This window comes from Thermovirga sp. (assembly GCA_012523215.1).
GTDB lineage: Bacteria > Synergistota > Synergistia > Synergistales > Thermovirgaceae > 58-81.
This window is the reverse complement of record JAAYIZ010000174.1, coordinates 1-26,969: the sequence shown is the minus strand read 5'-3', so window position 1 is coordinate 26,969 and position 26,969 is coordinate 1. Positions and strand designations below refer to the sequence as shown.

The window sequence follows — 26,969 nt, the reverse complement described above, 5'->3', positions numbered from 1 at the left end:
CCAGGGACAGCCCCGGCGAGGCGTCCCGGAGGTTCATCACCCGGGAGGCCACCGAGGCCACGCCCTTGGTCTTCAATTTTTCCGGGTCCACGTTCAGGTACCGGGAAAGCTTGGCCATGTCGGCGGAGAAAAGAAGAGTCCCGTGGTGGAGCCCCTTGTCCCTGGTCAGCTGGTAGGCGTTGCCGGAGAACTTCCTACCGGCTATGACCAAGTCGTTCCTGCCGGAGAACTCGGCGTCGAGGCCGAGCCTGCGAAGGGCGCCGAGGATGACGGCGAGCTGCCGTTCCATGTTGTAGCGCTTCCTGGGAAGGATGAAGGAGTAGTTGAGGTTACCGAGGTCATGGTAGACTGCGCCCCCGCCGGTGGAACGGCGGGCGAGTTTTCCGCCCTCCGACTCGAGGAGGTCCAGGCGGCATTCGGCCCAGGGGTTCTGGTTTCGCCCCACCACCACGGTGTGGGCGTTCTGCCACAGGTACAGGATCGCCTCGTCCTCTCCGCAGAGGTTCACCAGTTGTTCTTCCCTGGCGAGGTTGTCCCAGGGGTTCGTTACAGCGGAACGCACCAGCCGTACCTTTTGAAAGTCCATGGCCACTCCCCGGGCGGTCGATGATCGCCGCTGACCCAGGCTCCAAGTTTACCATATAATACGGATTGGGGGTATGGATGCTTGTATGATAAAATTACAGGATGATTCGAATATATCCGTCGGAGCGTGCGCCTCTCAGGAAAAACGGCTTTCAAGCCACTTCGATATCGAGTCCAGTCCCCGCTTGAGCGTTTCCGTCCCGTAGGCGTAGCCCACCCGAAGCCTCTTGTCGATGCCGAAGCAGCTCCCGGGGAGGAGGAAGGTCCCCGTGGCCGCAAGCAGTTCAAGGCAGAACTCGTCGGAGGGAATGTCATAGTCGTAACCGGGAAAGGCCGTCGTCCCCGCCCGGGGTTTGACCCAGTGGAAACGGGGGTTCGAGTCGATCCACGCCTCCAGCATGGCGAGGCTCTCCCGGATGATGCCCAGGTTCCTCTCCATGATCTTCCCGCGGTTTTCCAGGGCTGCCACCGATAGGGCGTCCACGAGGGGGCCGCAACTTATGGTGGTGTAGTCCCTCCGGGAGAAGGCCTCCTCGATGAACTCCGCGGGACCCGTCATCCACCCGCTTCTCAGGCCGGCCAGGGAAAAGACCTTTGAAAAACTCCCCGTGCTTATGCCCTTTTCGTAGATCTCCGCCATGGAGGGCGCGGGCACGCCGGGCTCGTGGTTCAGACCCCGGTAGGCCTCGTCGCAGAGGACCCAGGCGCCGCTTTCACGGGCGATGAGGGCGATCTCTTCCAGCAGGTCCCCGTCCATGAGGGAGCCCGTGGGGTTGTTGGGGTTGTTGAGGCAGACCAGGTCGACCCCTCCCCGGGCCATCTTTCTCAATTCGTCGGGGTCGGGAAGCCAGCCGTTTTCGGGCCTCAGGGGAAGGATCTCCACCTTCGCGCCGAAGGCCTCGGGGATGCTCGTCAATTGCTGGTAGGTGGGCCAAACGCTTATGACCCTGTCGCCGGGCTCCACCAGGGTGAAGAGGGCCAGGAAGTTGGCCGCCGACCCCCCGTTCATCACGAGGACCCTTTCCGGGTCGCCGCCCTCGTAGAGGTCCGCGATCAGGCCCCTTAGCCTTTCACTCCCCATGATATCGCCGTAGGTCATCCTGGTGCCGAGCAGGTCTACGATGATATCTTCCTTCTTGCCCGACATCTCGAGCAGTTCGTAGAGCACCAGGGAATCCACGCAGGTCTCGGCTATGTTGTGGACGGCCAGCGTCTCCCAGCGTCCCATCCATTGCTCGACGCCAAAGGGTTTGATCTTCACTTTCATCACTCCTCGCTCTCAAAAATCCCCATTTTCTCAAAGTATGAACGCTAATGCCCCCAAAGTGAAGAGTGACCGCGGGCTTTGAGGGCATGCCCGGAGCTGTTACAATTTTCCATGGGTCGGAATTCGATCTCTCTCTTCACAAAAGAATCGGATGGCAGGAATCCACTAGGGAGGGTACGCTTTATGGATTGGAAGGACCGTTTCAGCGCGACCGTTCGTGATAGGCTTGAGGAATCGGCCCTATCGGTGGTGATGAGGGAGGCGTCAAGGCAGGGCGCCCTCCGCTTCGCCCGGGCCCTGAAGGAGTGCCGGGGACGCCCGGCACAGCGAGAGGTGGGCCCATGAACGAAAAAAGAAAGGAATCCCTTTACCAGCTTCTCCTCGACCTGGTCGGAATCCCGAGCGTTTCGCCTTCCGGAGAGACCGAGAACAGGATCGCCCGCTTTATCCATGATCGGCTCGAAGAGCTTCCCTACTTCAAGAGGCGCCCCGAGGATCTCCGCCTTCTGCCCCTGGAAGGAGACCCCCACGGCAGGCACCTTGTCTTTGCCATGGTCAGGGCCGAAAGGGAGACGGCCGATACGGTCATCCTGATGGGGCACATGGACGTCGTGGGCGTCGATGGCTGCGGTCCGCTGGCCCCGTTTGCCTTCCAGCCCGAGGAGTACACTCGGCGCCTGGCCTCGGCGGATATATCGCCCGATGCCAGGAAAGATCTCGAGACGGGTCAGTGGCTCTTCGGGAGAGGCGTCGCCGACATGAAAAGCGGCGTGGCGGTCGGTATGGACCTGTTCATGGAGGCCGCCGGCGATCCCGGGAAGTACGGCGCTAACGTGGCCGTCCTTTTTGTCCCCGATGAGGAGATCAATTCCCTCGGGATGCTCTCGGCCTCCTCCTACTTGGCCCGCTTCCAGAAGGAGGAGGGCCTCAACTACCTGGCCTGCGTTGACCTGGAACCCACCTTCGCCCTCGGTGAGGAGGGGGGGCCGACGATCTACCTGGGCACCCTAGGGAAGATAAACTGTTTTTTCTTCTGCGCTGGCAAGGAAGCTCACGCCGGTGAGTATTACGAGGGCTTTTCTCCCGCGCCGATCCTCTCGCGGATAAACCTGGCCCTCGAAGGTAACCCGGCCTTCGCCGACTCTTTCCAGGGGAGAATCTTTCCGCCCTTCGGGTGCCAGAGGCAGACCGATCTCCGGGAAGAGTACTCGGTCACCATCATGACCAAGGGTTTCGCTTTCTATAACTACCTGACGTCCACTCGACAGCCGGAGGAGGTACTCTCCGACCTGAAGTCCGTCGCCCTGGAAGCCCTGGAGGGTTCCATCGAACAATACCGGAAGAATGCCGGGGAATTCATGGCCCGGGGGGGGGCCTTGTCGGGCCTTCGTGAATGGGAACCCACGGTGCTGTCCTTCGCTGAACTTGTCCGCCTGGCGAGGGAGATCCTGGGGGAGGAGTACGAAAGCTTCGTGGCGGCGACGCTGGGCGTGGCCCCACCGAAAATGGACGAGAGGGATCTCGCCGCCCGGCTGGTCGACGCTATGGTGGACCGATGCCGCCCCTCCGCCCCCGTCGTGGTGGTGGGTTTTCTTCCCCCTTGGTACCCCCACAGGGTCAGCCTGGGCGCGGGCCCCGGTGAAAGGGTGGTCGAAGAAGCGGCCCTCCAGGCGGTTAAGGAGATGAAAAGTCGTTTCGGCCTTGACCTCGAGATAAGGCCCTTCTTCGAGGGCATCTCGGACCTGAGTTATTGCGGTTTCCAGGGGGACCGCCGGCAGATGGAGGTCCTCGCCGACAACATGCCCGGCTGGGGGAGGCTGTACCGGTTCCCCCTCGATGCCTTGGCCGAGCTGGACATACCGATACTGAACCTGGGCGCTGTGGGCAAGGATGCCCACAAGTGCACCGAGCGGGTCCACTTGCCCTACATGCTCGAGGTCTACCCGGAGATCCTGCGTTTCGTCGTGGGGGAGATCATCGAAGGACATCGTCCCTGAAGCGTCTCCTCGTTCTATGCTATAATATTCCCTTCCCAGGAGACGGCCCGACAAGAAGCGGGAATGGGCATTAAGGGCCGTGAAGAGGTAGAGGAAGGATGCGGGGGGGTGGCACCACTGAAAGACGGTTCCATAAGGCTTGTCCTTTACAATACACGGTACGGCACGGGCTCGGGATGGTCCTATCATGTCCCCTTCCCCTTTGCCGGATCGCTGAAGACCACCACTGCCCGCTCTTACTATATCGAAAAGTTCATCGCCTCCCTCAAACCTGACGTTGTCGGGCTCATCGAAACCGACGGGGGTTCCTTCAGGAACGGCGGAAGGAGCCAGCCCGAATCCCTGGCGGAGACCCTCGGGTGCGACTGGGTCTTTTCGTCCAAGTACTGTGCACCCGAGATTTCGAAGCATGTTCCCCTGCTTTGTCACCAAGGCAATGCAGTGGTCTCTTCCCTCCCGATCCTGGAATCGTCGATCCGGAGGCTCGGAAGGGGCATCAAGAATACTGTCATTGAGGCCCGCTTCGACGACTTCGATCTGAAGCTGGTCCACCTGTCGCTGGGGCCGGGCGCCAGGAGGGAGCAGATCCTCGAACTGGCCGACCTGGCCCGTGAACGGGAGGGACCCCTTTTGATCGCCGGCGATTTCAACACCTTCGGAGGCGATTTCGAGATAAGGTCTCTCCTCGAGGCGGGCCTGAAAAAGGCCGACCCTCGAGGAAGGCGGACCTACCCCAGCCGCCGGCCGATGCTCGGCCTGGATCTCGTCCTGCACTCCCCGGAGATAACCGTTACCAGTATGAAGGTGCCCAATGTGAGGTTTTCGGACCATCGGCCGGTGGTTTGTGACTTCGCTCTGTCAGTGTAACCCTTGCGAGAGGTGAGCGGGAAATGAACCTGGGCCTGCTTTTGATCCTGGTCCACGACCTCTCCTCGGTGGTAATAAGGTTAGCGACCATCGCCATCGTACCCCAACTCCACACTCCCTCGGTGGCCATGACATGGCTGCTGGTGATCTTCTTCTGGCCTCTTCCGGGGTTCGCACTTTACCTGGTGTTCGGCTCCTTCAGGCTTCCTGCCCGCAGGGCCGAACGGCATGAGGTCATCCTGAAAAACCTGGATCGCTCTTGCTGCGCCGTCTGGGATGCGGAAAAACCCGAAGAGAAGGAGTTGCCCAGCGGCCTTCTGCGCCTCTACCGCCTGGCCTCTCTAGCCGGGAAGTTGGGAGACATGCCCCCTACCGGGGGCAACACGATGGACATCATCGACTCCACGGAGGAGATGGCCGCTTCCCTCGCCAAGGATATCGATTCCGCACGGCACCATGTACACTTGCTCTACTACATTTTCGCCAGGGACGACGCGACCGAACCCGCCCTGGGGGCCCTGGAAAGGGCGGCGGCCAGGGGGGTATCCTGCCGCCTGCTGGTGGACTCCCTTGGTTCGAGGAGGTTCCTCAAAAAAGAGGCCCCATCGCTGAGGAAGGCGGGAGTCCAGGTGGTCGGCGCCCTCCCCTTGAGCATGTTCCGGCGCGACCCTCTCTCCGCCAGGTTCGACCTCAGGAACCACCGCAAGATAGCCGTCATCGACGGTAGGACGGGGTATACGGGATCCCACAACATGATCGAACCCTCCTACGGAGGCAAGGCCAAGGGGCTTCTCTGGAAGGATCTGACCATGCGCGTCGAGGGACCTGCGACACTGCAACTGCAGAGGGTCTTCCTGGAGGACTGGTACGTGGAGACCCTGGAACTGCTCGACGAGCGCGCCGGCGAGCCCCTCTTCAGCCATGACGGCGAGCACATCCTCCAGACGGTGCCCAGCGGCCCCTCTTACCGCACCGAGAACTACCAGCGCCTGGTGGTCTCCGCCCTGCACTCGGCTTCAAAGGAGGTCGTCATCACCACGCCCTACCTGATCCCCGACGAGAGCCTCGTCGAGGGCCTCGAGGTGGCCGTCCTCAACGGCGCGGCCATCAAATTGGTAATTCCCAGGAGGTCGGACCAGTTCCTTGTGGGGAAGGCGGCCATGGCCTACTATGATCTACTAATGGATAAGGGCGTCAGGATCTTCCTCTATGATGACGGCGTCATCCACGCCAAGACCATGAGCGTCGACGGCAATCTGTGCTTTTTCGGGTCCAGCAACTTCGACATAAGGTCCTTTACGCTCAATTTCGAGATCAACTGCGTGATATACGGCGAAAACTCCGTGGCCCCCCTACTGGTGGAACAGAAGAAGTATCTCGGGGCATCGGCGGAACTCTCCAGGTCCGAATGGGCGGAGCGTCCCTTCATTTTCAAGAGCGTCGAGGGCGTGGCGAAACTGATGAGTCCCCTCCTCTAGTGGAAGGAAGTGAATGCCATGAATAGAGAACGGGTGCTGCTTCTTTTCGACGAGAGCAGGCCCTATTGGACCGAAGAATTGATGGAACTGGCCGGGGAGGATCCCGCCGTGGCGGTTGCCCTGGAAAAAGAAGGTCTTCTTAAGGGCCTCCAGGGAGGCTTCTGCCTTACTCCGGAAGGCCGGGAGGCGTTCCGCCGATGGGCCGCGGAATCCTACCTGGAATCCCTCCCGGGGGAAGAGCCCGGTGATCCGGTTATGGAAGGGCTGAAGCTGCGGGCGGCGCTACTCTTCGAAAGAGGGTTCAGCGGTTTCCAGGGCACCAAGAAGGTGACCGTTTCCCCCGGCCTTGAATACTTTCCTCGCGTCCCGAGGGACGAACTTTTCTCCCTTTCGGGTGGCACCGTCGGCTGGAACCTCCTCGAACACCCCCTGGTAATGAAAATAGTCGCCTCCTTTGCCCGTGACCGCGATGCCGAAGGAGAGAAGCTGCCGGACCTCGAGCGAGATGTAGACGCCCTTGGGCTTGAGAGAGTCCCCTGGTCCCCCCATATCCTCTGCATAAACCAGTGCGACTACACTTACTATTGGAGAAGCCGATCCGATACGGACCGGTGGGGGCTCCTGAACACCGACCGCCTCTTTTTGAACCTGGTCCCCGATCCGCAAGGATTCGATCTGGAGGCGGCCGCCTCGGATATGGCCGCCTTCTCCCTCTTCCTCCTCGATAACAGGCATGTCTACCTCCCGGGGTGCTTCGACATCGACATCCAGCAGCAGAGCAGCTTCTCCTGGTGGTTCTGGGCCACCCGTACGGAAGAAGAAGCCAGGGAACTGGCTCTACGATTGGCGATCCCGGGGAGGGACCTGGTGACCCCGGCGGAACCGACCGATGCCTGGGTCATAAGCCTGGAGGCCTTGGGTGCTAGTGGTCATAAAGCCGCGTCCTTTTACGAGTTCGTCGACGACCTGGCCCTACCGGTGACCAGGAAGGGACCGGAAGTATGAACGGCCTTTTCTTCGCCTTTGGGCTGACCCTCCTCGCCGGTATGGCGACCGGCATCGGCAGCGCCATCGCCTTTTTCGCTGACAGGACAAACTACCGGTTTCTATCAGTTTCCACCGGCTTCTCGGCGGGAGTGATGCTCTACGTGTCCTTCGTGGAGATATTCATGGAAGGGGGCCGGTCGCTGGGAACGGTTTTCGGGGCCAGGGGGGAATGGATGAACACGGCCTTCTTTTTCGCCGGAATGGCTTTGATAGGTATTATTGACTACCTGATCCCGGAAGAGGAAAACCCCCACGAGGCGAGGACCCAGGAGGAAACCTCCCACCTTCACAGGGACGGCCCCAGGGGTGAGGGCGCGCCTCCCCTGGGAGATGCCCGGGAGAAGAAGTTGATGCGGACGGGAGTCTTCACCGCCCTGGCCATAGCCATCCACAACTTCCCGGAAGGATTGGTCACCTTTCTTGCCGCATTGCAGAACCCGAACCTGGGTATAGTCATCGCCGTGGCTGTGGCGCTTCACAACATCCCCGAGGGGATCTCCGTCTCCGTGCCAATTTTTTATGCCACGGGAGACAGGACCAAGGCTTTCTTTTACTCCCTGCTCAGCGGCATGGCCGAGCCCGTAGGGGCCCTCGTGGCCTACGGCCTGATCCGCCTCGTCCTGGGCGGCGGAGAATTCTCACCGGCCGTCACCGGGGCCCTTTTCACCACGGTGGCCGGCATAATGGTCTACATCAGCCTTGACGAACTCCTCCCCCTGAGCCGTGCCTACGGCAAGGGGCACGACAGCCTGATCGGCCTGGTGGCCGGGATGGCCGTCATGGCCCTCAGCCTCCTGATGATGTAAGCACTCCCTATGAAAGGTGGAAGCTTTCGAATGACACCCCCTTCACCGGGACGCCTGGCGCCCGCCTTCGTTCTTGCCCTGGGCGTCATCGGGATATCCACAGGTTCCATATTCGCCCGCTTCGCCGCCGCGCCACCCCTGGTGATCTCCTTCTACCGAACGGGTATCGCGACGGCGGTCATGGCTCCACTGGTGCTCCTGCGCTGCCGCGAGGAGCTTTTCAGCCTTCGCGGAAAGGACCTCCTGCGGGTTCTTTTGTCGGGAGCTTTCCTGGCGATGCACTTTTCCACCTGGATCACGTCGCTTTTTTATACTTCCATAGCCAGCAGCGTGGTCATCGTCCAAACGATCCCCGTGTGGACGGCTATCCTCTCGCCCTTTGTGAGCGGCGACCGGGTGAACCGAACGACCTGGACGGGCATCCTGCTCAGCTTCGTCGGCGTGGTCGTGATCGGCGCGGGGGACTTCGCCCTGGGGGGCAAGGCGCTTTTCGGGGACCTGCTGGCCCTTTTGGGCGCCTGGTTCGCCACTTTCTACTTCCTCACCGGGCGGGTGGTCCGAGCCAGGGTCAGCCTCCCGGTCTACACCTTTATATGCTATGGAGCGGCCGGTTTGATCCTCCTGGCGGTGATCGGGGTTTCGGGGTTGCCCCTTCGGGGTTTCAGCGGAGGTACCTGGGGCGCCTTCATCGGCATGGCGCTGGTGTCGCAGATCTTGGGCCACAACAGCTATAACTGGGCGCTCAAATACCTGAGCGCGAGCCTCGTGGCCGTATCGTTGCTGGGCGAACCCATCGGCGCCACCCTCCTCGCCTGGATTTTCTTCGGGGAGACCCTGACCCCGGCCAAGATCGCCGGCGGCGCGTTTATCCTGGCCGGGATAGTCCTCGCCGCCAGGGGCGAAAGGGCCTGAGAAAGGAGTGCCCCGAGATTGTTTTAACCCGGCCAAATGATGTAATATGAAAATATAGAATTTTGGGACAAATCTGGAAGTGGGAAAGGCCATGAGCGCGGAAAAGAGCCTCGAACCGGGGCACAATCCCGGGACCGAACCTGGAAAGATAAAGCTCACCGACATCGTCGACCTGGCCCAAATGCAGAGCCTCGTCGAGGTGCTATCCCAGACAATGGGGACGGCCGCGGGGCTGTTGGATCTGGAAGGCAATATCGTGGCGGCCTCGGGCTGGCAAAGGATCTTCACCGACTTCCACGGGGTTCATCCCCAGGCGCATAAGGCCTGCATTGAAAGCTTTGCCCGCCTCTCGTCGGGCCTGGAGCGGGGCAAGCCCATCCTTTACAAGTGCTGGAACAACCTCTGGGATATCGCTACCCCCGTTTTCGTCGAAGACCGCAGGGTGGGAAACCTCTTCATCGGCCAGTGCTTCTTGGAAGATGAAGAACCGGATATTGAAGTCTTCAAGAACCAGGCCAGAAAATACGGGTTCGATGAAAAGGAGTATCTCGATGCCCTGGCGGAGGTCCCGAGGATATCCCGGGAGAAGGCCGAATGGGCCATGGCCCTTTTCGTCAAGATCGCCGACCACGTCTCCGAACTGGGGGCCAGGAACCTCCAGCTGGCCCGGGCCCTGGAAATGAACAAGGCCCTGCTGGAGAACCTGGCCGCCAGCGAATCCCTTATGAGGATCGCCGGGGAATTCGCAACCGTCGGGGGGTGGCAGTACGACGTGGCGAAGGACCGACTGGCCTGGTCGGAAAAGGTCTCCGAGATCCATGGAATGCCTCCGGACCATAATCCCACCCTTGAGGAAAGCATGGGGTTCTATGCGCCGGAGTACCGGCGAAGGATCAGGAAGGTCTTCGTGGATTGCCTCAGGCGGGGCAACCCCTTCGACGAGGAAATGCAGATCGTCACCGCGACGGGCCGCCAGGTCTGGGCCAGGGTCGTGGGGACAGCGGTCCGGGACGAGACGGGCAAGATCTTTCGGGTCCAGGGCGCTTTACAGGATATTACCAACCGCAAGAAGACCGAAGAGGCCCTGAGGCAGAGCGCGTCACAATTTCGGGCCTTTGTCGAGGGCGCGCCCGACGGCATATTCGTCCAGTTGAAGGGAAGGATCGCTTTTATCAATGACACCGCCTGTCGCTTGCAGGGCGCCGATACACCCCGGGATCTGCTCGGGCGAAAGGTGGAAGACCTTTTCTCCCCAGGGCATAGGAAAGTCATCCGCCAGAGGTTTGGAAGGTCGGACGTGGAAAGAAAGCCCATTCCTTCCCTCGAGATATCCTTGCTGCGCAACGACGGTGCCGAAGTCCCCGTCGAAATATCGACCGTGCCTTTTATCTACAACGGCGAAGCGGGTTCCCTCGCCTTTATCCGCGACATAACCCGCCGGAAAAAGACCGAGGGGGCCCTGAGGCAGAGCGAGGAACGCTTCAGGAGCATCTTCGAGAATGCGACCATCGGCATCTACAGGACCACCCCCGGCGGCAGGGTCCTCATGGCCAACCCTGCGTTGGTGGCCATGCTCGGCTATTCCTCTTTCGAGGAACTGGCCTCGAGGAACCTCAACGAGGAAGGTTTTGAACCAGGATACGCCAGGAGCCATTTCCAGGATAGGATAGACCGGGACGGGATGATAAGGGGCCTCGAGTCGGCCTGGACCAGGCGGGACGGCTTCGTGGTCTATGTCAGGGAAAGCGCCAGGGCGGTCAGGGACGATAACGGGGACGTGCTTTACTACGAGGGGACCGTGGAGGATATCACCGCCCGGAAGCTGGCCGAGGAAGGGTTGAGAAGGAAGAACGACCTCATCCGGATGGCCGGCGAACTGGCTTCCCTGGGCGGTTGGAGCGTAAGCCTGCCCGGTGACCGCATCATCTGGACCGATGAGGCCGCCAAGATCCATGAGCAGCCTCCCGGTTTTTCTGCCACCGTGGAAGAGGTCATGAGTTTTTACGCCCCCGAATTGCGGCCCCAGATCGAAAAGGTTTACGAAGAGTGCATCAAGAACGGGACGCCCTACGACGAGGAATTCAGGAAGATCACAGCCACCGGTCGGAGCATCTGGGTGAGGGAAATAGGGGAGGCCGTGAGGGATGATACCGGGAAGATCATCGGGGCCCAAGGTGCCTTCCAGGATATTACGGAGCGCCGCAGACTCGAGAGCGACTACGCTACCCTCTTCCGCGAGATGCTCGACGGCTTCTCACTTCAGGAATTGATCTGTGATGAAGCCGGGGAACCCATGGACTACCGTTTCATCACCGTCAACCCGGCCTTCGAGATGCTGACGGGGTTGCGGAGCCGGGACATCATCGGGAAGACGGTCCGGGAGGTCCTCCCCGGCATCGAGGATCGCTGGATCCAGAGGTTCGGCCGGGTGGTGCTGACAGGGGAGCCCATCTCCTTCGAGGACTACGCCGAGCCCCTGGGGAAATACTTCGAAGTCAAGGTCTTTCGCACGGCCCGGGGAGAATTTGCCGTTATATCGGCCGATATCACCGAGAGGAAACGCGCTGAAGAAAAGCTTCGGCACGCCCTGGAAACCACCATCGGGGTCCTCACCCAGACCGTTGAGCGCAGGGACCCCTACACCGCAGGCCACCAGAGGCGAGTAGGCATCCTGGCCGGAAGGATAGCCCAGGAGATGGGACTGGACCCAGAAGAGGTGGATCAGATCAGGATGTCAGGCTTTGTCCATGACCTGGGGAAGATATCCGTCCCGGCGGAGATCCTGAGCAAACCCGGCAGGCTCTCCGAACTGGAAATGGACCTTATCAGGGAGCACCCCGGCCATGGGAGGGATATCCTCCAGGACGTGGAAAGCAACTGGGACCTGGCCAAGATCGTATATCAGCATCACGAGCGCCTCGATGGTTCCGGGTACCCCCAGGGTCTGAAGGGCGACGAGATAAGCCTCGAGGCCAGGATACTGGCCGTCGCCGACGTGGTGGAGGCCATGGCCTCCTACCGGCCCTACCGGCCCGCCATCGGGATGGAGGAAGCCCTCAAGGAGATCGAGGTCAACGCCGGTATCCTCTACGACCCCGAAGTGGTGAAGATATGCCTGGACCTCTTCAGAAAGAAGGGGTACCGGCTGGAAGATTGACCAGCCGGCCCCCTTTTTTTATCCCTTTTTCAGTTCGAAGGGCCAGCCCGCAATGCCGCCCTCCAGGACGGATACCTTTTTGTAACCCAGCCTCTTGAGTATGGAATTGGCATCCCATCCGCGCACCGATATCTTGCAGAAGGCGATGATTTCCCTGTCCTTGGGGAGTTCCGCCCCTCGGTCCCACAACTGCCCCAGCGGGATGAGGGTGGTCTCGTAGGGAAGGGTGCCCTGGGTCTTCACCTCGTCGGGAGAGCGGACGTCGAGAAGCACGGGGTTCTCGCCCTTTTTGATCTTCTCGGTCAGTTCCGAGGGGCTCCAGGAGACCATCAGGCCGTCTATCTTGTTTTTCAGGGTGTTGGCGGCGTGGGTGACGGGGTCCAGCGCCGTCGAGTAGGGGGGAGCGTAGGCGATGTCGGCGTCGGCCAGTTCGTCGATGGTGAGGCCCCCCGCCGCGGCCGAGACGAGGATGTCGAGCCTCTTGTCGGCCCTGCCGGCGCCGAAAACCTGCGCGCCCAGGACCTTGCGGGTCTTCCTGTCGGCGACGATACGGACCTGGATAGCGGCGGAACCGGGCATGAAGTGAGGGGTGTCGGGATCGACGATGGTCACGGCCTCGGCATCGAAACCCTCGAGCCGGGCCTGTTCCCTTGTCAGGCCTGTCTTCCCTATGGTGTACTCGAAGGCCTTCATGATGGCCGTCCCCGCCACGCCCTTGAAGGTGGTCGGCAGCCCGGCGATATTGTCGGCTATTACGCGTCCCTGGCGGTTCGCCACGGAACCCATGGGTTGCCAAACGGGTTTGCCGGTGAGGACGTTTTTCACCTCCACGCAATCGCCGCCGGCGTAGATGTCGGGGTCGCTGGTGCGCATGTGATCATCGACGATGATCCCTCCACAGCTGCCCAGGGCCAGGCCGGCCTCCCTGGCGATTCCCACGTTGGGCCTGACGCCCACGGCCATGAGGACCATGTCTGCGGGGACCTCCCGTTTGTCGGTCTTCACGGCCTTTATCTCTCCGTTGCAGCCGGCGATCTCCAGGACCTTTTCGCCGCCGAAGAAGTTGATGCCCTTCTTCTCGAGGACAGCCCTGAGAAGATTGCCGAATTCCTGGTCCATCATCTGGGGCAGGGGCGTCTCGCAGAGGTCGACGATGGACACCTGGATACCCTGGTCATGGAGGGCTTCCACGACCTCCATCCCGATGAGGCCCGCTCCTATGACCACCGCGTTCCTGACCTTGCCGCTGTCGATGGCGGCACGCATGGCGAGCGCGTCGGGCATGTTCCAGAGGGTGAAGATCCTGGGCAGATCGGAGCCGGGAATAGGGGGCCTCAGGGGGCTGGCACCGGTGGACAGGACGAGCTTGTCGTAGGGGAACTCCTTCTCTTCGCCGTTATGCAGATCCAGGGCCGTGACGGTCTTGTTCCGCCTGTCGATCTTCGTGGCCAGGTGCTGGGTGTGCACGGTGACACGCTTGACCTTCCGGAAGAAGTTCTCGTCCCTGACCACTCCTATGGGGGTGGTCATGAGGTCCCGGTATTCCTTGACGACCCCGCCGACATAGTAGGGGAGGCCGCACCCCGCGTAACTGATGTATTCGCCCTTTTCAAGCACGGTGACGTCGGCTTCGGGATCGATCCTCATGAGCCTGGCCGCCGCCTTGCCTCCACAGGCTACACCGCCGATGATGAGCACCTTTTTGCTCTTCATGATTCATCCCTCCCAGGGGACAAGATTTCTTTCACTCCTTGGCAGAAGAAGCTGTCTGGAACCTCGGGATCTGGCGCAAGGTTATTATACCATGGGGGAGTATATCAAGACGGAATGAAGGCAAAGGATCAACCTGAAAAGAAACGGAGGAACCAGGGTCTTTTCTTGCGCAGGGCTTTTCGTACCTGGGGGATTTTTTTCCTGGCCTCTTCCTCCCCGGCCTTTATGAATCCGCCGGAGGAGAGGAATTCGCTCCAATCGCTGTCGCTCATGTCGGGGCAGAGGCATACGTCGGCTTTTTCGATCTGCACTCTCGACATGTAGATCCCCCGAATGAGATCGCAGCGGCGCATGATATTTATCATGCTGGGGTCCTCGAGGCTGGACATGGTGGCGGGGTCCACCGAAACGGCTATCACCACGTCGGCGCCCATCTTCAGGGCGGAATCCACGGGCACGGGCTCGCTCACTCCGCCGTCGGTGATGAGTCTCTTGCCGTCCTCCTCCGGGGGAAGGTAGCCTGGGATCAGGGCGCTCCTCCGGACAGCCTTCCTGATGCTTCCCTCCCGGATCAGGATCGTGCTCCCGGAGTTGAGGTCCGTCGCCACGGCGCCAAAGGGAATCTTCGTATCCTGGATGTCGCCGCGATCCAGTAGTTCTTTCAGGGCCTTGTCCAGGAATTCGGGTTTCATTATCCCCGGCCGGTGCCCCATGGAGCTCATGTAGATTCTCTGGGCTATGGTCCTGGCGAACTTCTGCAGCAGGTGGGAATCCTGGTCGGCATCGGCGGCTATGTACTTCATGCCGAAGGAGTCGTAATCCATGTCCTCGATGAAGCGTTCGTACCTTTCGATCACCGCCGAGGCATCGGGATTCTGGGCATACATGGCGCCCACGATGGCCCCCATGGACGTTCCGGCTATCAGGTCTAAAGGGATCCTTTCCTCTTCCAGCACCTTGAGGATGCCGAAGTGAGCGGCTCCCCTGGCGCCGCCCCCTCCCAGGGCCAAACCTATCCTGGACAAAATGGCCACCCCCTTTTCCATTTTATCCCTCTTCGCGCCACTATATTATCCCGAGGCTGCCCGAGGTGACCCACCGGCGACGGCATGGTCCGATCGATGGAGTATAAAGGTTGCGTCAAGGGCTGCGGCCCGCGACGGAAAAGCGGGATTGGGGTGACCCGGTGTGCGTGGGCTCTCGGGCTTTATACTCGGCCATTTCGACCGGTTACGTGCCGCCCGGGGGGCTTTGATGAGGCGAAGTACCTCGCCCGTATCGCCGAGATGGGTGTCAAGAGGCTGTTCGCATCGCGGGGGAATTGACGGGAATGGCCCTTTACTTATTCGCGATCTTCAGGAAAAGCCGCGCCTGAAGGAACGACCTTCACGGGGTGCACGGCGGGTGGCGACGTTGCCCCAGCGAGGGGATTCCTGAGGGGGACCCTCGCGGCCCCGGCGAAGGGGAACATCTGGTCGAGTGAAACCAGGAAAAAACTCTTTTCCCGCAGTTCCTTCACGATCAGCGGTAGGGCCTCCATGGTCCATTCCATACCCCCATGTAGCAGTATCACCGAACCGGGCCGGGTGGCCTTGACGACCGAGGCCGCAATCCGGCCAGGTGGCCTTGGGACCATATCCCTTCCGCTAACGTCCCATAGCACCGTGGTTAGGCCCAGTTCCTGGACGACCGCCAGGGCTTGCCCGTCCCATTTGCCTCCCGGCGGCCGGAAGAACCGGGGTCGCACCCCGGTGATGGCCTCGATGGCCTGGCTGCAGTAGATAAGTTCCTCGAAAAGGGTCTCATGGTCCAGTTGGGTGATGTCCCTGTGGGACCAGGAGTGATTTGCCACGGTGTGTCCCCTCGAGGCGAGGTCCTCCAGTATCTCGGGAAACTTGACGGCCTGGGTCCCGACGATGAAGAAGGTACCCTTGACGGAGAGTTCCTCGAGGATTTCGATAAGCCTGGGAGTAGTGAACTGGTGGGGGCCGTCGTCAAAGGTGAGGGCCACCGCGGGCACACTTCCGGGGCCGGAGCAGACCGGGCTGGGTAGCGCCCCGGCGCTGGAGGCGAAGCAGAAAAGGAGCACTGCCAGGAACGGGATGGACCGGAACCCCCGTGACATTCTCACAACCCCTTCTCGGACAAGGTAAAGGGACAATAATTCACCCGTCGGTCAAAGTCAAGAAAGATTTTAAATTTGGTCGGGAAGAGATCGGTATCGGACCTTCGGGGCAGGGTTATCGATCGGATCCTCCGCCCTTTACCCTTTTCATGGCGCCCGGCGGGGTCGGTGCTCTCGACTCGTTTTCCAGCATCAACTTCTCGAGTTCCTCCGCTGCCAGCTCCACCACGGGGAGGCATCTGAACCTGCTGTCCCTGTAAAGGTCCTTCAGGGGATCGCAGTTGATCGTGCCGTGCATCGCGGTGAACCTCTCCAGGAAGGTCCTGCAAAGATCATTTATCTCGGGGTTCTCGTGGGACTTCGTAGTGGTGAACCTGGCCGATAGGGCCGCGATGGACCCGGACAGGGCCCCGCAGCAGGTTGAGCCGATACCCATGCCGCCTCCGAAGCCGGCCATTATCCGAAGGGCCACGGGGTCGAGCCCCAGGTCGTATTCGTCATTGGCCGCGTAAAGGATGGTCTCGGCGCAGTTCATGTCCTCGAGAAGATAGTAGCGTCTGACCCTGTCGATTAGCATCTTGAAGCCTCCTGGATTTACCTGTTCTGCCTTCCCTTGAGATCTATCTTGCAATACTCGTGTTCCTTCAGGTCGCACCAGAGCATGCCCGCCAGGGGTTCGCCCACACCCGAGAGGAGCCTTATAGTCTCCGCCGCCTCGAGGGAGGCGACAAAGGCCGGTGTGAAGGGGGGGTTGCCCGTGATATCTTCCACGTCCTTTCCCCCTCCCGTAGCCAGCTCCCAGGGAGCCCTGTCGCCGGGAATGATCACGCAAGCCTGGCCCCAGAAACCCCCGATGGCACCGTGGACCATCGGTATGCCCAACTGGCGGCAGGCCGAAAGGAGCGTCGTCCGGGCCTCGTTGCTGTCGAGGGCGTCGACGGCGACCCGGCAGCCCTCGAGGATATCCGGCGCATTGTCGGCCGTCAGGAAGAGGTTCCAGGCTGTCACCTCCACTGCCCCGTTGATGGCTTCTATCCTCTTTTCGGCCTCGAGGGCCTTTGAAGCACCCTCGTTGTCCTCCCGGCATAGTGATTGCCTGTTGAGATTGCTGTCGCCGAAGACGTCGCCGTCGACGACGACGATCTCTCCGACGCCGGCCCTGGCCAGGATCTCCACTATCCAGCCCCCAAGACCCCCGCAGCCTATCACCGCGGCCCGGGAGGCCAGGAGCCTCGCCTGGCCTTCCAGGCCAAGGGTCCCCAGGCTGCGCTCGTAGCGGGTGGGGCAGATGCCCTTCTCACAGGCCCAGAGCTCGACCTTCCTGGCGGGGAGGCCGGCCTCCCGGGCCGCATCCCTACAGATCCGCCAAGGCACCAGGCGGTAAGCCCCTTTGGGTTTGCTCTTTGAGATTATCCTTTCCTGCCAGGTGGAGGGCATCGTCCGGTCCCCCTTGCCGTTTCTCGAATGATAGGGCATGAAACCGCGAAATAAGCATACCATCACGGGTTCCACGGAGGTGAATCAGTGTAAACTGTATTTGATCATTCTGACCTATCAAAAGCAGGAGGAGGGATCCCCTTGAAAAAGATTTTCGTTTCCGGGGCTTCCGGCAACGTGGGAAAACTGGTGGTGAGGAATGTCCTCGAGAGGGAGGGTCTCGAACTGGCCGGAGGATGGTGCCTCGAAGCGGGCCAGGATCTGGGTGTCCTGGCCGGCATGGCGCCGGCGGGGGTCGTATCGAGTGCCGACCTCGCTTCCGGCATCCGCGGCTCTTCACCCGATGTGGTCGTGGATTTCACCTCCACGGCGATCCTCATGGATAACCTCGAGATCTACGCCGAAGCCGGGGTGGACGCCGTCGTAGGGACCACGGGCCTCACCGAGGGGGATATGGCCCGGGTGGAAAAAATGGTGAAGGAGAAGGAACTGCGCTGGTCGGTGATCTCCAATTACGGCCTGGGGATAAACCTGGTGATGGACTTCATGAAATCCGCCCGGCAGTACTACCCCTATGTCGCCATCACCGACAGGCACCCCGCACGGATGGCCAACGCACCCAGCGGGACCGCGGCGACCCTGGCCGGCGCCGCCTCCGAGGGCCCCGTTGGAGAGGTGAAAAGCCGGGAGATCTTTCCCGGTGTCCTGGGGGCGAAAATATCAGGGGTGCCGGTGGCCTCCCAAAGGTTCCCTTACCCTAGCCCCTATTCCGAGCACGAGATCACCCTGGCGAGGCAGGACGAGGTCGTGAGGATTACAGTCCAGGATTTTTCCAGCGAGATCTACATGGACGGCATCTTCCTGGCCGTGGAGAAGATCAGCGCCCTCCCCCGCGGCACGCTCGCCCGGTCGCTGAAGGAATTGGACTGAGGCTGAAAGGGCTTTCCGGGCGAGCAGCGATCCCTTCGGCCGCTTCCGACAAGGAAATCGCCGAAGGCAATTTCAAAATCCTTTTTAGATATCCACGGGGATGAAGTGCCTGGCGATCAGGCCGATCAGGAAGGAGATCGCCGCGACGCCGAGGCTGATGGCCGCCATCTCCAGGAAAGCGGGCCTGAAGGGTGTTTCCTTCACCACCGACACGAAATAGGAGAAGAGAAGTATGACCATGAGAGCGTGGAAAAGGGACCACGACAGGGCGAAGTACACGCTTGCGGCGATGAAAAAGGGCGTCACCAGCAGCGCTACCGTCACCAGGTAGGCTATGCCTGTGTAGACCGCCGCCTTCAGCGGATTGAGGTCGCCGCTGTCGGTCCTCTGGGAGAGGAACTCCGAAGCGCCCATCGATAGGGTGGCGGCCACCCCGGTGATGAGCCCTGCGACCCCCACCACCCTGCCGTCGGCCAGGGCGAAGGTGAAGCCCGCCAGGGCGCCGGTCAGCTCCACCAGGGCGTCGTTGAGCCCCAGCACCATGGAGCCGATGTATTTGAGCCGCTCCTCGTCGAGAAGGTCTATAAGGGCTTTCTCGTGTTCCTCCTCCTCGTACATCAATTCCGCCGCCTCCGGCAGGATACCGGCCACGGAACCGTAGGTCTCCTCGGCTGAACCCTCGTTCCGCTCCATGATCTTTATGGCGAAGGTGACGCCGAACACATAGGCCAGCAGGAGGTACCAGAACATCATCAACCGGTCGGGAGCCTGGTCCATACCGGTGTAGCGCCGCCATACCCCGGCGTGCCGCTTCTCATCCTGGGCGATCCTTTCGAGGACCTCCCGGTTCTTCCCTTTCATTCTCCGGGAGAGACTTTTGTATACGTGGTACTCGGTGATTTCCGTTCTCTGGAAGGTCTTTATCTTTTCCATTATTTCCGGGGTGATTCCCTCTTTACCCATCGGTCGCTCCCTCCCTTGATCTCGCCTGTTCCCGGTCCAGCCCCGCACTTCGCCGGGTCATCTTTGCCGGGTAGCCCGGTTCCGTATAATATATCAGAAAGCGGCCCCGGGGCCTTGGGCCGCGGGTACTCATCCGGGCGTTCCCGGCGACGCCGAAAGCGGGGTGCCGGGTATGGTCGGCGCGCCCCTCACGCGCCGGGGTCTTCCCCTGTTCTACCGACCAGGGCCGCTGCCCTGGAACCGATATCGTCTATGACGGAATAGATGACCGGGACGAAGATCATCGTGACAAAAGTCCCGAATATCAGCCCGCTCGCGGCGACGATCCCCAGGGGGCTCATCCTCTCCAGGCCGACGGCCCACTCCATGACCAGCGGCGTTAAACCGATTATAGTCGAGGTGACGGTCATCAGGATCGGCCTCGTGCGGGTCTTGACCGACCTGACGACGGCCAGGGTTCGCGAAGCCCCCCGCTTCCTGGATTCAAGGATGAAATCCACCAGGAGGATGCTGTTGTTCACGACGGTCCCGGCGAGGAGGATGAACCCCATGGCGGCGTTCATTGACATCGATTTGTTGAAGAGAAGAAGCCCCCACAACCCCCCCGCGACAGCCGGCGGGACGATCGAAAGGATCGTCAAAGGGTAAAGGAAGGACCTGAAAAGGGAGACCAGAAGGAAATAGAGGAGCACCACCCCCAAAAGGAGGGCCTTGCCGAGCATGGCCATGCTCTCTCCAAGGTCAGCCGAGCTCCCCGCGACCTCGATGGAGTAACCGTCCGGGGGCTGAATACCCCGGAGCCGAAGTTTCACCTCGCTCGTCACATGCTTGATGGTGCGGCCCCTGTTGACCCCGGTGATGTCTATGGTGTTCCTCAGCCTTTCCCTGGTGATGAGGGGCGCTTCAGGGACGGTGCGCACCCTCGCGAGGGCCGAAAGGGGCAGAAGGCCGTCCCCGGTCACGATGGTCACATCCAGGATATCCTCCTCTTTCTCCAGGTACCGGTCCCCGTAAAAGACCCTCACCGGGATATCGGAGAAAGAGGGGACTTTCAGGTAGGTGGCGGTGCGGCCGTTCAGGGCCGTGCCCACTTCACGGGCGATGTCCGTCGGCGAAGTGCGGTACCGCGAGGCAAGGTAGGGGTCGACCTCGATATTCCGGGTCTCCTTCTCTATGAACCAGCTCTGGTGTACGTCCCCCAACCCCTTTACGCCCTCCATGGCGGACACCGCTTCCCTGGCGAGGCTATCCAGCAGGGGCGCATCGGGGCCGCTGATGATCACATCGAGCGGGGCCTTGGTTGTGGCCCTCGGCGTGGCGCCGTACTCGGTGAGCCTTGACCATCGCAGCCCGTCGATACTTTTGAATTCACTCCTCCAGCGGTCCAGGATCTCCCAAATGTTCTCCTTCCGCTTTGAACGGTCCACCATGAGCACCTTGATCCGCCCGGCTTGGGGAGTTGAACCGCCCCCGAAGCTGGGCGACCCAGGCTCTGAGCCCACCTGCGATGAAAGGGACAATACGTGTTTCTCCTCGAGGATCTTCTTTTCCATGGCGGTCAGGGTCTTCTCGACGGCTTCCGGAGATCTTCCAGCCGGGCTTTCGAACTCGATGAAGGCAATGCCCGTGTCCATGGGGGGCATCATCTCCCCTCCCAAAAGGGGCATCACCAGGCGAAGGGTCAACAGGAAGAAAAGGGCGAAGGCCGCGACCGTCAGGCCCCGGTGCCTCAGGCTGACTTTAAGCAGTTCGATGTAAAAGGTGACGACTTTTTTCAATATCCCATCGAACCAGGAGGTGATCTTCCGGAGTACGCCTGACGGGCGGGGTCCTTTCCCCTCCAGCACGAACCCGGCCAGGAGGGGGATTATCGTGAGCGCCGCCACGAGGGAGGCGGCCAGCGTGGCGAAGAGCACCATGTTGAGGGGCCTGAGCACCCGGCTCGTGTAGCCGCTGGAACCCATGACGGGGAGAAGGACGATAATGGTGGTCAGCATGCCGGCCGTCACGGAAAGGGCCACTTCCTTCGCCCCGGCCACGGCCGCGCCGCGTGGGTCCTTCATGCCCGTCGCCTCATGGACCCTGAAAATATTCTCCAGGACCACGACCGAAGCGTCGACCACCATCCCGACGGCGACGATCATTCCCGTGAGGGTCACCATGTCGATGGTGTAGGGGCTGGCCCAGATAACGGCGAGGCCGAACAGGAATGAAAGGGCGATGCTGACTGAGGATACCAGGGCCGCCGCGAGGTTGCCCAGGAACAGGAAGTTCACCACCACTATCAGGATTATCGCCTGTACCAGCGATCCGTACATGCCGGAGATGTTGAGTTCGATGAGGGGCTTCTGGCTGTCGGTCACCTCGATCCGCATGCTCCTGAAGCGGGACTCCAACTCCGGGATGAGGTCCATGACCGCCTTCACGACCCGAATGGTATCGCTTCCTTCGGCCCTCAGCACATTCACCGCGATGGCCGGCCGCCCGTTCCCGTGATAGAGGCTCCTTTGGGGCATCTCGCCTATCCCGACACGCGCTACATCCCTGAGGGTCACCGCGCCGCCTTCCGGTGAGGCGATCACGGTATCCCCTACTTCATCGACCCCGGGGAAAAGCGAGTCCAGGGTGAAATGGATCTCCGCGCCCTCCACGGTCAAGCGTCCGGCGGGAGCGGAAATGTTCTGCTTGGCGATCGCCCCGATCAGGCCTTCGAGAGAAAGGCCCGAAGCGGCGAGGAGATCCCTGTCGACCGATACCTCGACGGAAGGGCGATGGCCTCCGAAGACCTCGACTTCACCCACCCCGGGGATCCGTAGCAGTTCGTCCCTGATGACGTGTTCCGCAAGCAAGCGGATCTCGGAGAGGGTCGGTCCCCCTTCGTCAAGGGGGGACAGGGCCAGGGTTACCGCCGGCGCGGTGCGGCTGGTGATGCTGTAGACCAGGGGTTCCGCCGTTCCGGCCGGGAACCTCGGCGTTACGGCCGCGAGGGCGTTCCGGACCTCCGTCACAGCTTCGGACACCTTTTTTCCGTAGGCGAACTCCGCCCGGAGCGAAGAAACGCCGTCGGCGGTCGTGCTGGTCTGGTTGGCCAAACCGTTGAGGCCGCTGATCTCCCGCTCGAGGGGCTCCGTTACGGTCCTGGCCATCTCCGGGGCCGAAGCCCCTTCCCTGACGGTAACGACCAGCACCTGCGGAGGCGTGGTGTCGGGGAAAAGGTCCCTGGGGGATGACATCACACCGGCCAGGCCCAGGACGCCCACGGCGCAGGCCAGGGCAAGGACAAGGTAGGGATGCTCGAGAGACCACTTGGCAAGGTTCATTCTTCGCTCACCTCGCGGCCCTCGGATAACGCCGCCCACCCGAAGGGGCTGTTCCGGACCACGTGATCGCCCTCGGAGAGGCCCCTGACGGCGGACATTTCCCCGTCGGAGGCCACCACGATCACCTCCTGCTTGTTCAGCCTGCCCCCGGAGACCGTGTAGACAAAAGAACTCTCCCCGGCCCGTATGACCCCTTCCGCCGGTATGGTGATCACGTCTTCGTAAGTGCCGAGGGTGACATCGATGGTCAGGGAGACCCCCCGCCCGTACGCCTTCGGCGCGGCATCGCCCGGGTCCTTCTCGAGCGTCGCCTCAACGCGCCCCATCCTGGCCGCGTCGACGGAGGGCGAGACGCGGTCGACCCGGCCCGTGACCGAAGTCCGGCCGAAGGAGCCCGATAGGGGCTGACCGATCCTGATCAGTCCCAGGTCTTCCTGGGGAACCCTGAAGATTAATCTCCACCCGCTCCTGTCCTCCACGGTGAAAAGGGCCTCCCCCGGCCTGGCGAGGTTCCCCGGCTCCGCCCGGCGGGCGGTCACGGTGCCGTCGAAGGGACTCCTGATGGAGAAAAGCGCCAACCTCTCCTGGAAGGCGGCCGCCTCGGAAGCCAGGGAACCCTGCCTTTCCTTCAACGCCCGTATCCTGCTTTGGATCTCCTTGAATGCCGCCTGGGCCTCCGCTTCTTTCAGGGAAGCCATCTCCAACTCCGATCTAGCTATGGCGCCTTCAGAAAACAGGAAGGCCGCCCGCCCGGCCTCTTCACGCCAGTAGGCCGCGTTCTTTTCGATGGAGACCTTCCGCATCCTCAGTCCCTCCATCTCGGCCTCGGCCTCGGAAATGCGGGACTTGGTGGCTTGGAACTGGTACCCCGCTTCAGAACCGTCCAGGGCGGCGAGGAGTTCCCCGGATGAGACCTCATCGCCGATGTCGACGAAGACCTCGTCGATACGGGCCGTCACCTGTGAGGCGATCTCCGCCGCCGCGAGGGGCTCCATCGTCGCTAGGTACCGCTTCTTTTCCGCCAGGCTGCCCCTGGCGGCGACCGCAGTCGTCACCTTCAGAGGGCTCGGGTGGAATTCCGCGGCGCTCTCGATCTGGCTTGTCCGTAACCTGAGCAGGATCATCGCGCCGGCTACAAGCACGACGAGGACAAGGAGCCATGGTTTTTTGACCAGGTTTCTGATCCTAGTATTCACCGGATCCGCCTCCCATCGCGAAGGTCAGCCTTGCCGCGGCGATGGCACCCTCCGCCAGCGCGGCATCCCGCCCGGCGCGGGCCGACAGCCATGCCGCCTGGGACGAAAGCACGTCGGTGGTCGTCCCCTTGCCCGACCGGAACCTCAACTTTTCTATCCGGAGGGCCTCTTCGGCCGCCCTGACCGCCGCCTCCGTTACAATGATCCTCTCCCGGGCGAATTCGTAGGCCCGTACAGCCTCGGAGACCTCGAAGTAAACCCGGGAAGCCATCTCGCGGACCTCCGCTTCCGCGGCCGCCGCTTCGGAGGCCGCCTGGCGCCTCCTTGCCGAAGAGAGTCCCCCATCGAGAAGGGGTATCTCCACGGCCAGTTCCACGTCAGTCCTGGATTCGCCGAACCCGTTGGAAGTGCCCCTGTATCCATGCAGCCCCCTGAGGAAGAACTCGGGGTTTTTCGACGCCAGGGTCGCGAGAACACCCTCCTTGCCGGCCGCCGCTTTGTCGAGGGCGGCTTTGTAATCCGGCCTTTTTTCAAGGGCTTTCGAGGCCCTATCCTCGACGCTGAGGTCATCGATGTCCGGTGTTTCCGGGAAAGGGCCTTCCAGGTCAAAATCCTCGCCCTTGCCGTCGACCCCGGTTATTAAGAGGAGGTCCTCCTTGAGGCTTTCCAGTTCATGTCTTGCCCCCAGCAACCGTTCCCGCGTCAAAGCCAATTCCGCGTCCATCCTGAGGGTATCGACCCGCGCCGCTTTGCCGGAGTCGACCATGGCCTGCACGTCCTCCCCATGCTGGAGCAGTGATCCCAGCGATGCTTCCAGCGCCCCGATACTTTCCTTGACGGAAAGGGCCATGAAAAAGAGGCGTTCCACGTCGTAACGCAGTTTCTGTTCCTGCCTTTCGAGAGAACCCCTAGCGGCCTCCAGCAGTTTCCGGTCCGCCATGGTCCTGTGCCTCGTCTTTCCCCCGTCCCAGAGGGGTATCTCCAGGACGACCGATGCCTCGGTGAAGGCGTCGCCGTAGACGCCCTTCTCGCCGTCATATCGCGCCGGCCAAAGCCTTTGCTGCTCCCCAGCGGCAAGGTATTTCCCCACGGCGAAAAGCTTCGGCCCCATTTTCGCCAGGGTCTCGTCGACCTTCGCGGCGGAAACATCCACCCGATGCCTGAGAGCCTCGATGCCGCGGTTTCCGGATAGAGCCGCGTCAAGGCATTTCTCGAGCGTCAAGGGTTGTGCGTCCGAGGCCGGGGCCGCGACGGATCCGAGCAAAAAAACGGCAGTCATCGCCGCTCCAAGGAGGTAATAAGATACAGTCCTCAATCTCATTATTTCACCTCGCAAAAGTGAATAGTCATTCGCTATAGTGAAAAATTATTTCAGCCCACAAGGTCCTTGACATATTGTCGCCAGGCCTTTCCGGCCAGGGGAGCGAGGTGGACATCGCCGCCGCTGATGGCCGTCATGACCGCTGTATGCTGGATGAGGCTCACGAATACCAGGGCGGCCTCCCCCGGGTCGGTATCGGGGCCGACCCTCCCGGTCTTTATCGCTTCCTTCATGATGTCGGCCACGGCTTCCCTGAAGAATTCGTGAATCTCCAGGACCCGGCGCCGCATCTTGGGGTCGCCGAAGGCGGCATCCTCTGAAAGGACCAGGAGAGGCATCCCCGGGGATCCCCCGATCATCTTGAGGTGTTCATCCATGATGAACACCAGCCGCTCCAGGGGATCGGGGGTTTCCTCGCCCGACCGGGCGAGGTGGTTCTCGAGGGACGCCCGGATGCTGTCGACGATAGCGAGGACCAGTTCCTGCTTACTGGAGAAATGCCGGTAGAGCGCGGAAGGGACGAGGCCCACTTTTTGGGCGATATCGGGCATCCTCAAGTTTTTGAGCCCCTTCTCCCCGATGAGGCCGAGGGCCGCGCTGATGATCTGCTCCCTTCGTATTTCCGTGTCCAACCTGACCGCCATCTATCATCATCCTCCTAAGTGAATGATCATTCACATTATAACCCTGTTTTTCCTCTTTGCAAGGGGGTCATTGTTTTCAAGGCTCCGAGTGGCGTGAATTACCGGGGGAAGGCTCTGGTGTTTTCCTGGGTACTGATCGGCCCCTTGTCGCCGGGGGAGGTCAAGATCTTGCTGAAGGAAGCCGATGAAAGGACGTACCGCGGGGGTTCCGTCGACGAGGAGACCAACTGGGACGCCCCGAGCACCCTCCAGGTACAAAGGCCGGACGGTCATGCTCTACCTATGATGTTGACGGGCTGGTAGTCATGGCCGAACCCGTGGCTGATGTAGGGGCTTTCGACGGGGTTTCCTTAAGACCTTTTACCCTGTTCAACAAGCAGCCCCGGAGGGTTTTAATTCCTTCCGGGGCTGCCTGCTGTTGTGGGGGTAATGAGTACCGAGCGCATGTGGGGGGTTACTTTTTACCTGAACCGGGCCGCGTGTCTCTAGGGACATCCACTTTCCACATTCCCTGTTTCGCCATCGTTGCATAAGGGGACCGTCTCGTTAGGGCTATTCATTTCGGATCCGCCCCCCTGGGCTTCAATCCTCGCGAGGTCGGCCTTGTACCCGGCTTGGAGGTTCAACCAGAAGGTCGCCTTTATCCCCAAGACTTTCTCCAGCGCCACCGCCGCGGGAGCCGAAAGGGAGGCACGGCCCTGAACTATCTCCTGGACAGTCTTTTTTGTTATGCCCGTTCTGTCGGCCAGTTCCTTTTGGGACATGGAATTGGCCTCCAACACTTCCTGAAGCGTTTCTCCGGGGTGAAACGCGATATCAGAAAGTTCAAAGGGAAACGTTCTTTTAGTCATGGCAGTTTTCCACCTCGACGACCAGGATGCTCGTTATTCGTGAGATATCGATCTCGCCTCTTTCCCTCCTTGGCAGGGGATTATCGTTGGGTTCGAAGATGGTACTGAAGGGAACCCTGATCCCTTAAGGGGTGACATTACTCCCTTCCTTTCAGAAGGGGACCTTGCCCCATTCCTTCAGGAATGGGACCTCGCCCCTGTCCGGCCACAGTTTTGAGTTCGAGAGTGTCAAGGGACAGGGAAAATGTCATGGGTTAGGTACCAAAAATGGACAGGAAAAATGTCATCCCCCCCCTAGGGTATCTGCTCAAGAGAATGCTCATGGATCCTCTTTCTGCTAACCCTCTTTTCGT

General features: G+C 61.0%; 22 protein-coding genes. 9 read left to right on the top strand and 13 right to left on the bottom strand.

All coding sequences use genetic code 11. The features are described 5' to 3' along the window. The coding region (locus GX108_05025; protein NLO56401.1) for a lipoate--protein ligase at positions 1-586 on the bottom strand (586 nt) is incomplete at its 3' end. 135 nt (positions 587-721) lie between these two features. Next, positions 722-1,846 (bottom strand): aminotransferase class I/II-fold pyridoxal phosphate-dependent enzyme, encoded by a 1,125-nt coding sequence (locus tag GX108_05020; GenBank protein NLO56400.1) that lies wholly within the window; start codon positions 1,844-1,846, stop codon positions 722-724. Between the two features lie 189 nt (positions 1,847-2,035). Here GX108_05020 and GX108_05015 point away from each other — a divergent pair, with 189 nt between their 5' ends. From GX108_05015 to GX108_04980, 8 genes are all read left to right on the top strand, one after another. Then, positions 2,036-2,197 carry a hypothetical protein gene (locus tag GX108_05015; protein NLO56399.1) on the top strand — a complete coding sequence of 54 codons (162 nt, stop codon included), beginning with the start codon at positions 2,036-2,038 and terminating at the stop codon, positions 2,195-2,197. Then, the gene (locus tag GX108_05010; protein ID NLO56398.1) at positions 2,194-3,849 is read left to right on the top strand and encodes a M20/M25/M40 family metallo-hydrolase; all 1,656 of its coding nucleotides are present in this window, start codon (positions 2,194-2,196) and stop codon (positions 3,847-3,849) included. Before GX108_05015 ends, GX108_05010 begins: the two co-directional genes overlap by 4 nt. A 108-nt stretch (positions 3,850-3,957) precedes the next feature. Beyond that, the gene (locus tag GX108_05005; protein ID NLO56397.1) at positions 3,958-4,716 is read left to right on the top strand and encodes an endonuclease; all 759 of its coding nucleotides are present in this window, start codon (positions 3,958-3,960) and stop codon (positions 4,714-4,716) included. Between the two features lie 23 nt (positions 4,717-4,739). Next, on the top strand, positions 4,740-6,194 hold the full coding sequence (gene cls, locus GX108_05000) for a cardiolipin synthase (GenBank protein NLO56396.1): 1,455 nt from the start codon (positions 4,740-4,742) through the stop codon (positions 6,192-6,194). Between the two features lie 18 nt (positions 6,195-6,212). Then, on the top strand, positions 6,213-7,199 hold the full coding sequence (locus GX108_04995; protein ID NLO56395.1) for a hypothetical protein: 987 nt from the start codon (positions 6,213-6,215) through the stop codon (positions 7,197-7,199). Beyond that, positions 7,196-8,047, top strand: a complete 852-nt coding sequence (zupT, locus tag GX108_04990) for a zinc transporter ZupT (protein ID NLO56394.1) — start codon at positions 7,196-7,198, stop codon at positions 8,045-8,047. The genes GX108_04995 and zupT overlap by 4 nt, the downstream gene beginning before the upstream one ends. Positions 8,048-8,077: 30 nt before the next feature. Beyond that, positions 8,078-8,959 (top strand): DMT family transporter, encoded by an 882-nt coding sequence (locus GX108_04985; protein ID NLO56393.1) that lies wholly within the window; start codon positions 8,078-8,080, stop codon positions 8,957-8,959. 91 nt (positions 8,960-9,050) lie between these two features. Beyond that, positions 9,051-12,116 carry a PAS domain S-box protein gene (locus GX108_04980; GenBank protein ID NLO56392.1) on the top strand — a complete coding sequence of 1,022 codons (3,066 nt, stop codon included), beginning with the start codon at positions 9,051-9,053 and terminating at the stop codon, positions 12,114-12,116. Between the two features lie 18 nt (positions 12,117-12,134). Here GX108_04980 and GX108_04975 read toward each other — a convergent pair whose 3' ends face one another. From GX108_04975 to GX108_04955, 5 genes are all read right to left on the bottom strand, one after another. Further along, positions 12,135-13,829, bottom strand: coding sequence for an FAD-dependent oxidoreductase (locus GX108_04975; protein NLO56391.1), 1,695 nt, complete (start codon positions 13,827-13,829; stop codon positions 12,135-12,137). 128 nt (positions 13,830-13,957) lie between these two features. Beyond that, positions 13,958-14,875 carry a hypothetical protein gene (locus GX108_04970; protein ID NLO56390.1) on the bottom strand — a complete coding sequence of 306 codons (918 nt, stop codon included), beginning with the start codon at positions 14,873-14,875 and terminating at the stop codon, positions 13,958-13,960. A 296-nt stretch (positions 14,876-15,171) separates the two neighbouring features. After that, a complete protein-coding gene (locus GX108_04965) occupies positions 15,172-15,954 on the bottom strand; it encodes a polysaccharide deacetylase family protein (protein NLO56389.1) in 783 nt (260 codons plus the stop codon). 115 nt (positions 15,955-16,069) lie between these two features. Beyond that, the gene (locus GX108_04960; protein ID NLO56388.1) at positions 16,070-16,531 is read right to left on the bottom strand and encodes a hypothetical protein; all 462 of its coding nucleotides are present in this window, start codon (positions 16,529-16,531) and stop codon (positions 16,070-16,072) included. Positions 16,532-16,548: 17 nt separating this feature from the next. Further along, complete coding sequence (locus GX108_04955; GenBank protein ID NLO56387.1) at positions 16,549-17,391, bottom strand: HesA/MoeB/ThiF family protein; 843 nt, start codon at positions 17,389-17,391, stop codon at positions 16,549-16,551. Positions 17,392-17,532: 141 nt separating this feature from the next. On the opposite strand from GX108_04955, the gene dapB reads away from it, so the two are divergent. Continuing rightward, positions 17,533-18,321 (top strand): 4-hydroxy-tetrahydrodipicolinate reductase, encoded by a 789-nt coding sequence (dapB, locus tag GX108_04950; protein NLO56386.1) that lies wholly within the window; start codon positions 17,533-17,535, stop codon positions 18,319-18,321. Positions 18,322-18,405: 84 nt separating this feature from the next. Here the strand turns inward: dapB and GX108_04945 are convergent, their stop codons facing one another. The 6 genes from GX108_04945 to GX108_04920 all read right to left on the bottom strand — a co-directional run bounded on the left by GX108_04945 (position 18,406) and on the right by GX108_04920 (position 26,616). Further along, on the bottom strand, positions 18,406-19,254 hold the full coding sequence (locus tag GX108_04945) for a rubrerythrin family protein (protein ID NLO56385.1): 849 nt from the start codon (positions 19,252-19,254) through the stop codon (positions 18,406-18,408). 218 nt (positions 19,255-19,472) lie between these two features. Further along, on the bottom strand, positions 19,473-22,604 hold the full coding sequence (locus GX108_04940) for an efflux RND transporter permease subunit (GenBank protein ID NLO56384.1): 3,132 nt from the start codon (positions 22,602-22,604) through the stop codon (positions 19,473-19,475). After that, positions 22,601-23,800, bottom strand: a complete 1,200-nt coding sequence (locus tag GX108_04935; protein NLO56383.1) for an efflux RND transporter periplasmic adaptor subunit — start codon at positions 23,798-23,800, stop codon at positions 22,601-22,603. Before GX108_04935 ends, GX108_04940 begins: the two co-directional genes overlap by 4 nt. Beyond that, a complete protein-coding gene (locus tag GX108_04930; GenBank protein NLO56382.1) occupies positions 23,790-25,121 on the bottom strand; it encodes a TolC family protein in 1,332 nt (443 codons plus the stop codon). The genes GX108_04935 and GX108_04930 overlap by 11 nt, the downstream gene beginning before the upstream one ends. Positions 25,122-25,171: 50 nt before the next feature. Continuing rightward, positions 25,172-25,765 carry a TetR/AcrR family transcriptional regulator gene (locus GX108_04925; GenBank protein ID NLO56381.1) on the bottom strand — a complete coding sequence of 198 codons (594 nt, stop codon included), beginning with the start codon at positions 25,763-25,765 and terminating at the stop codon, positions 25,172-25,174. Positions 25,766-26,250: 485 nt separating this feature from the next. Further along, a complete protein-coding gene (locus tag GX108_04920) occupies positions 26,251-26,616 on the bottom strand; it encodes a HigA family addiction module antidote protein (GenBank protein NLO56380.1) in 366 nt (121 codons plus the stop codon). Positions 26,617-26,969 lie beyond the last annotated feature (353 nt).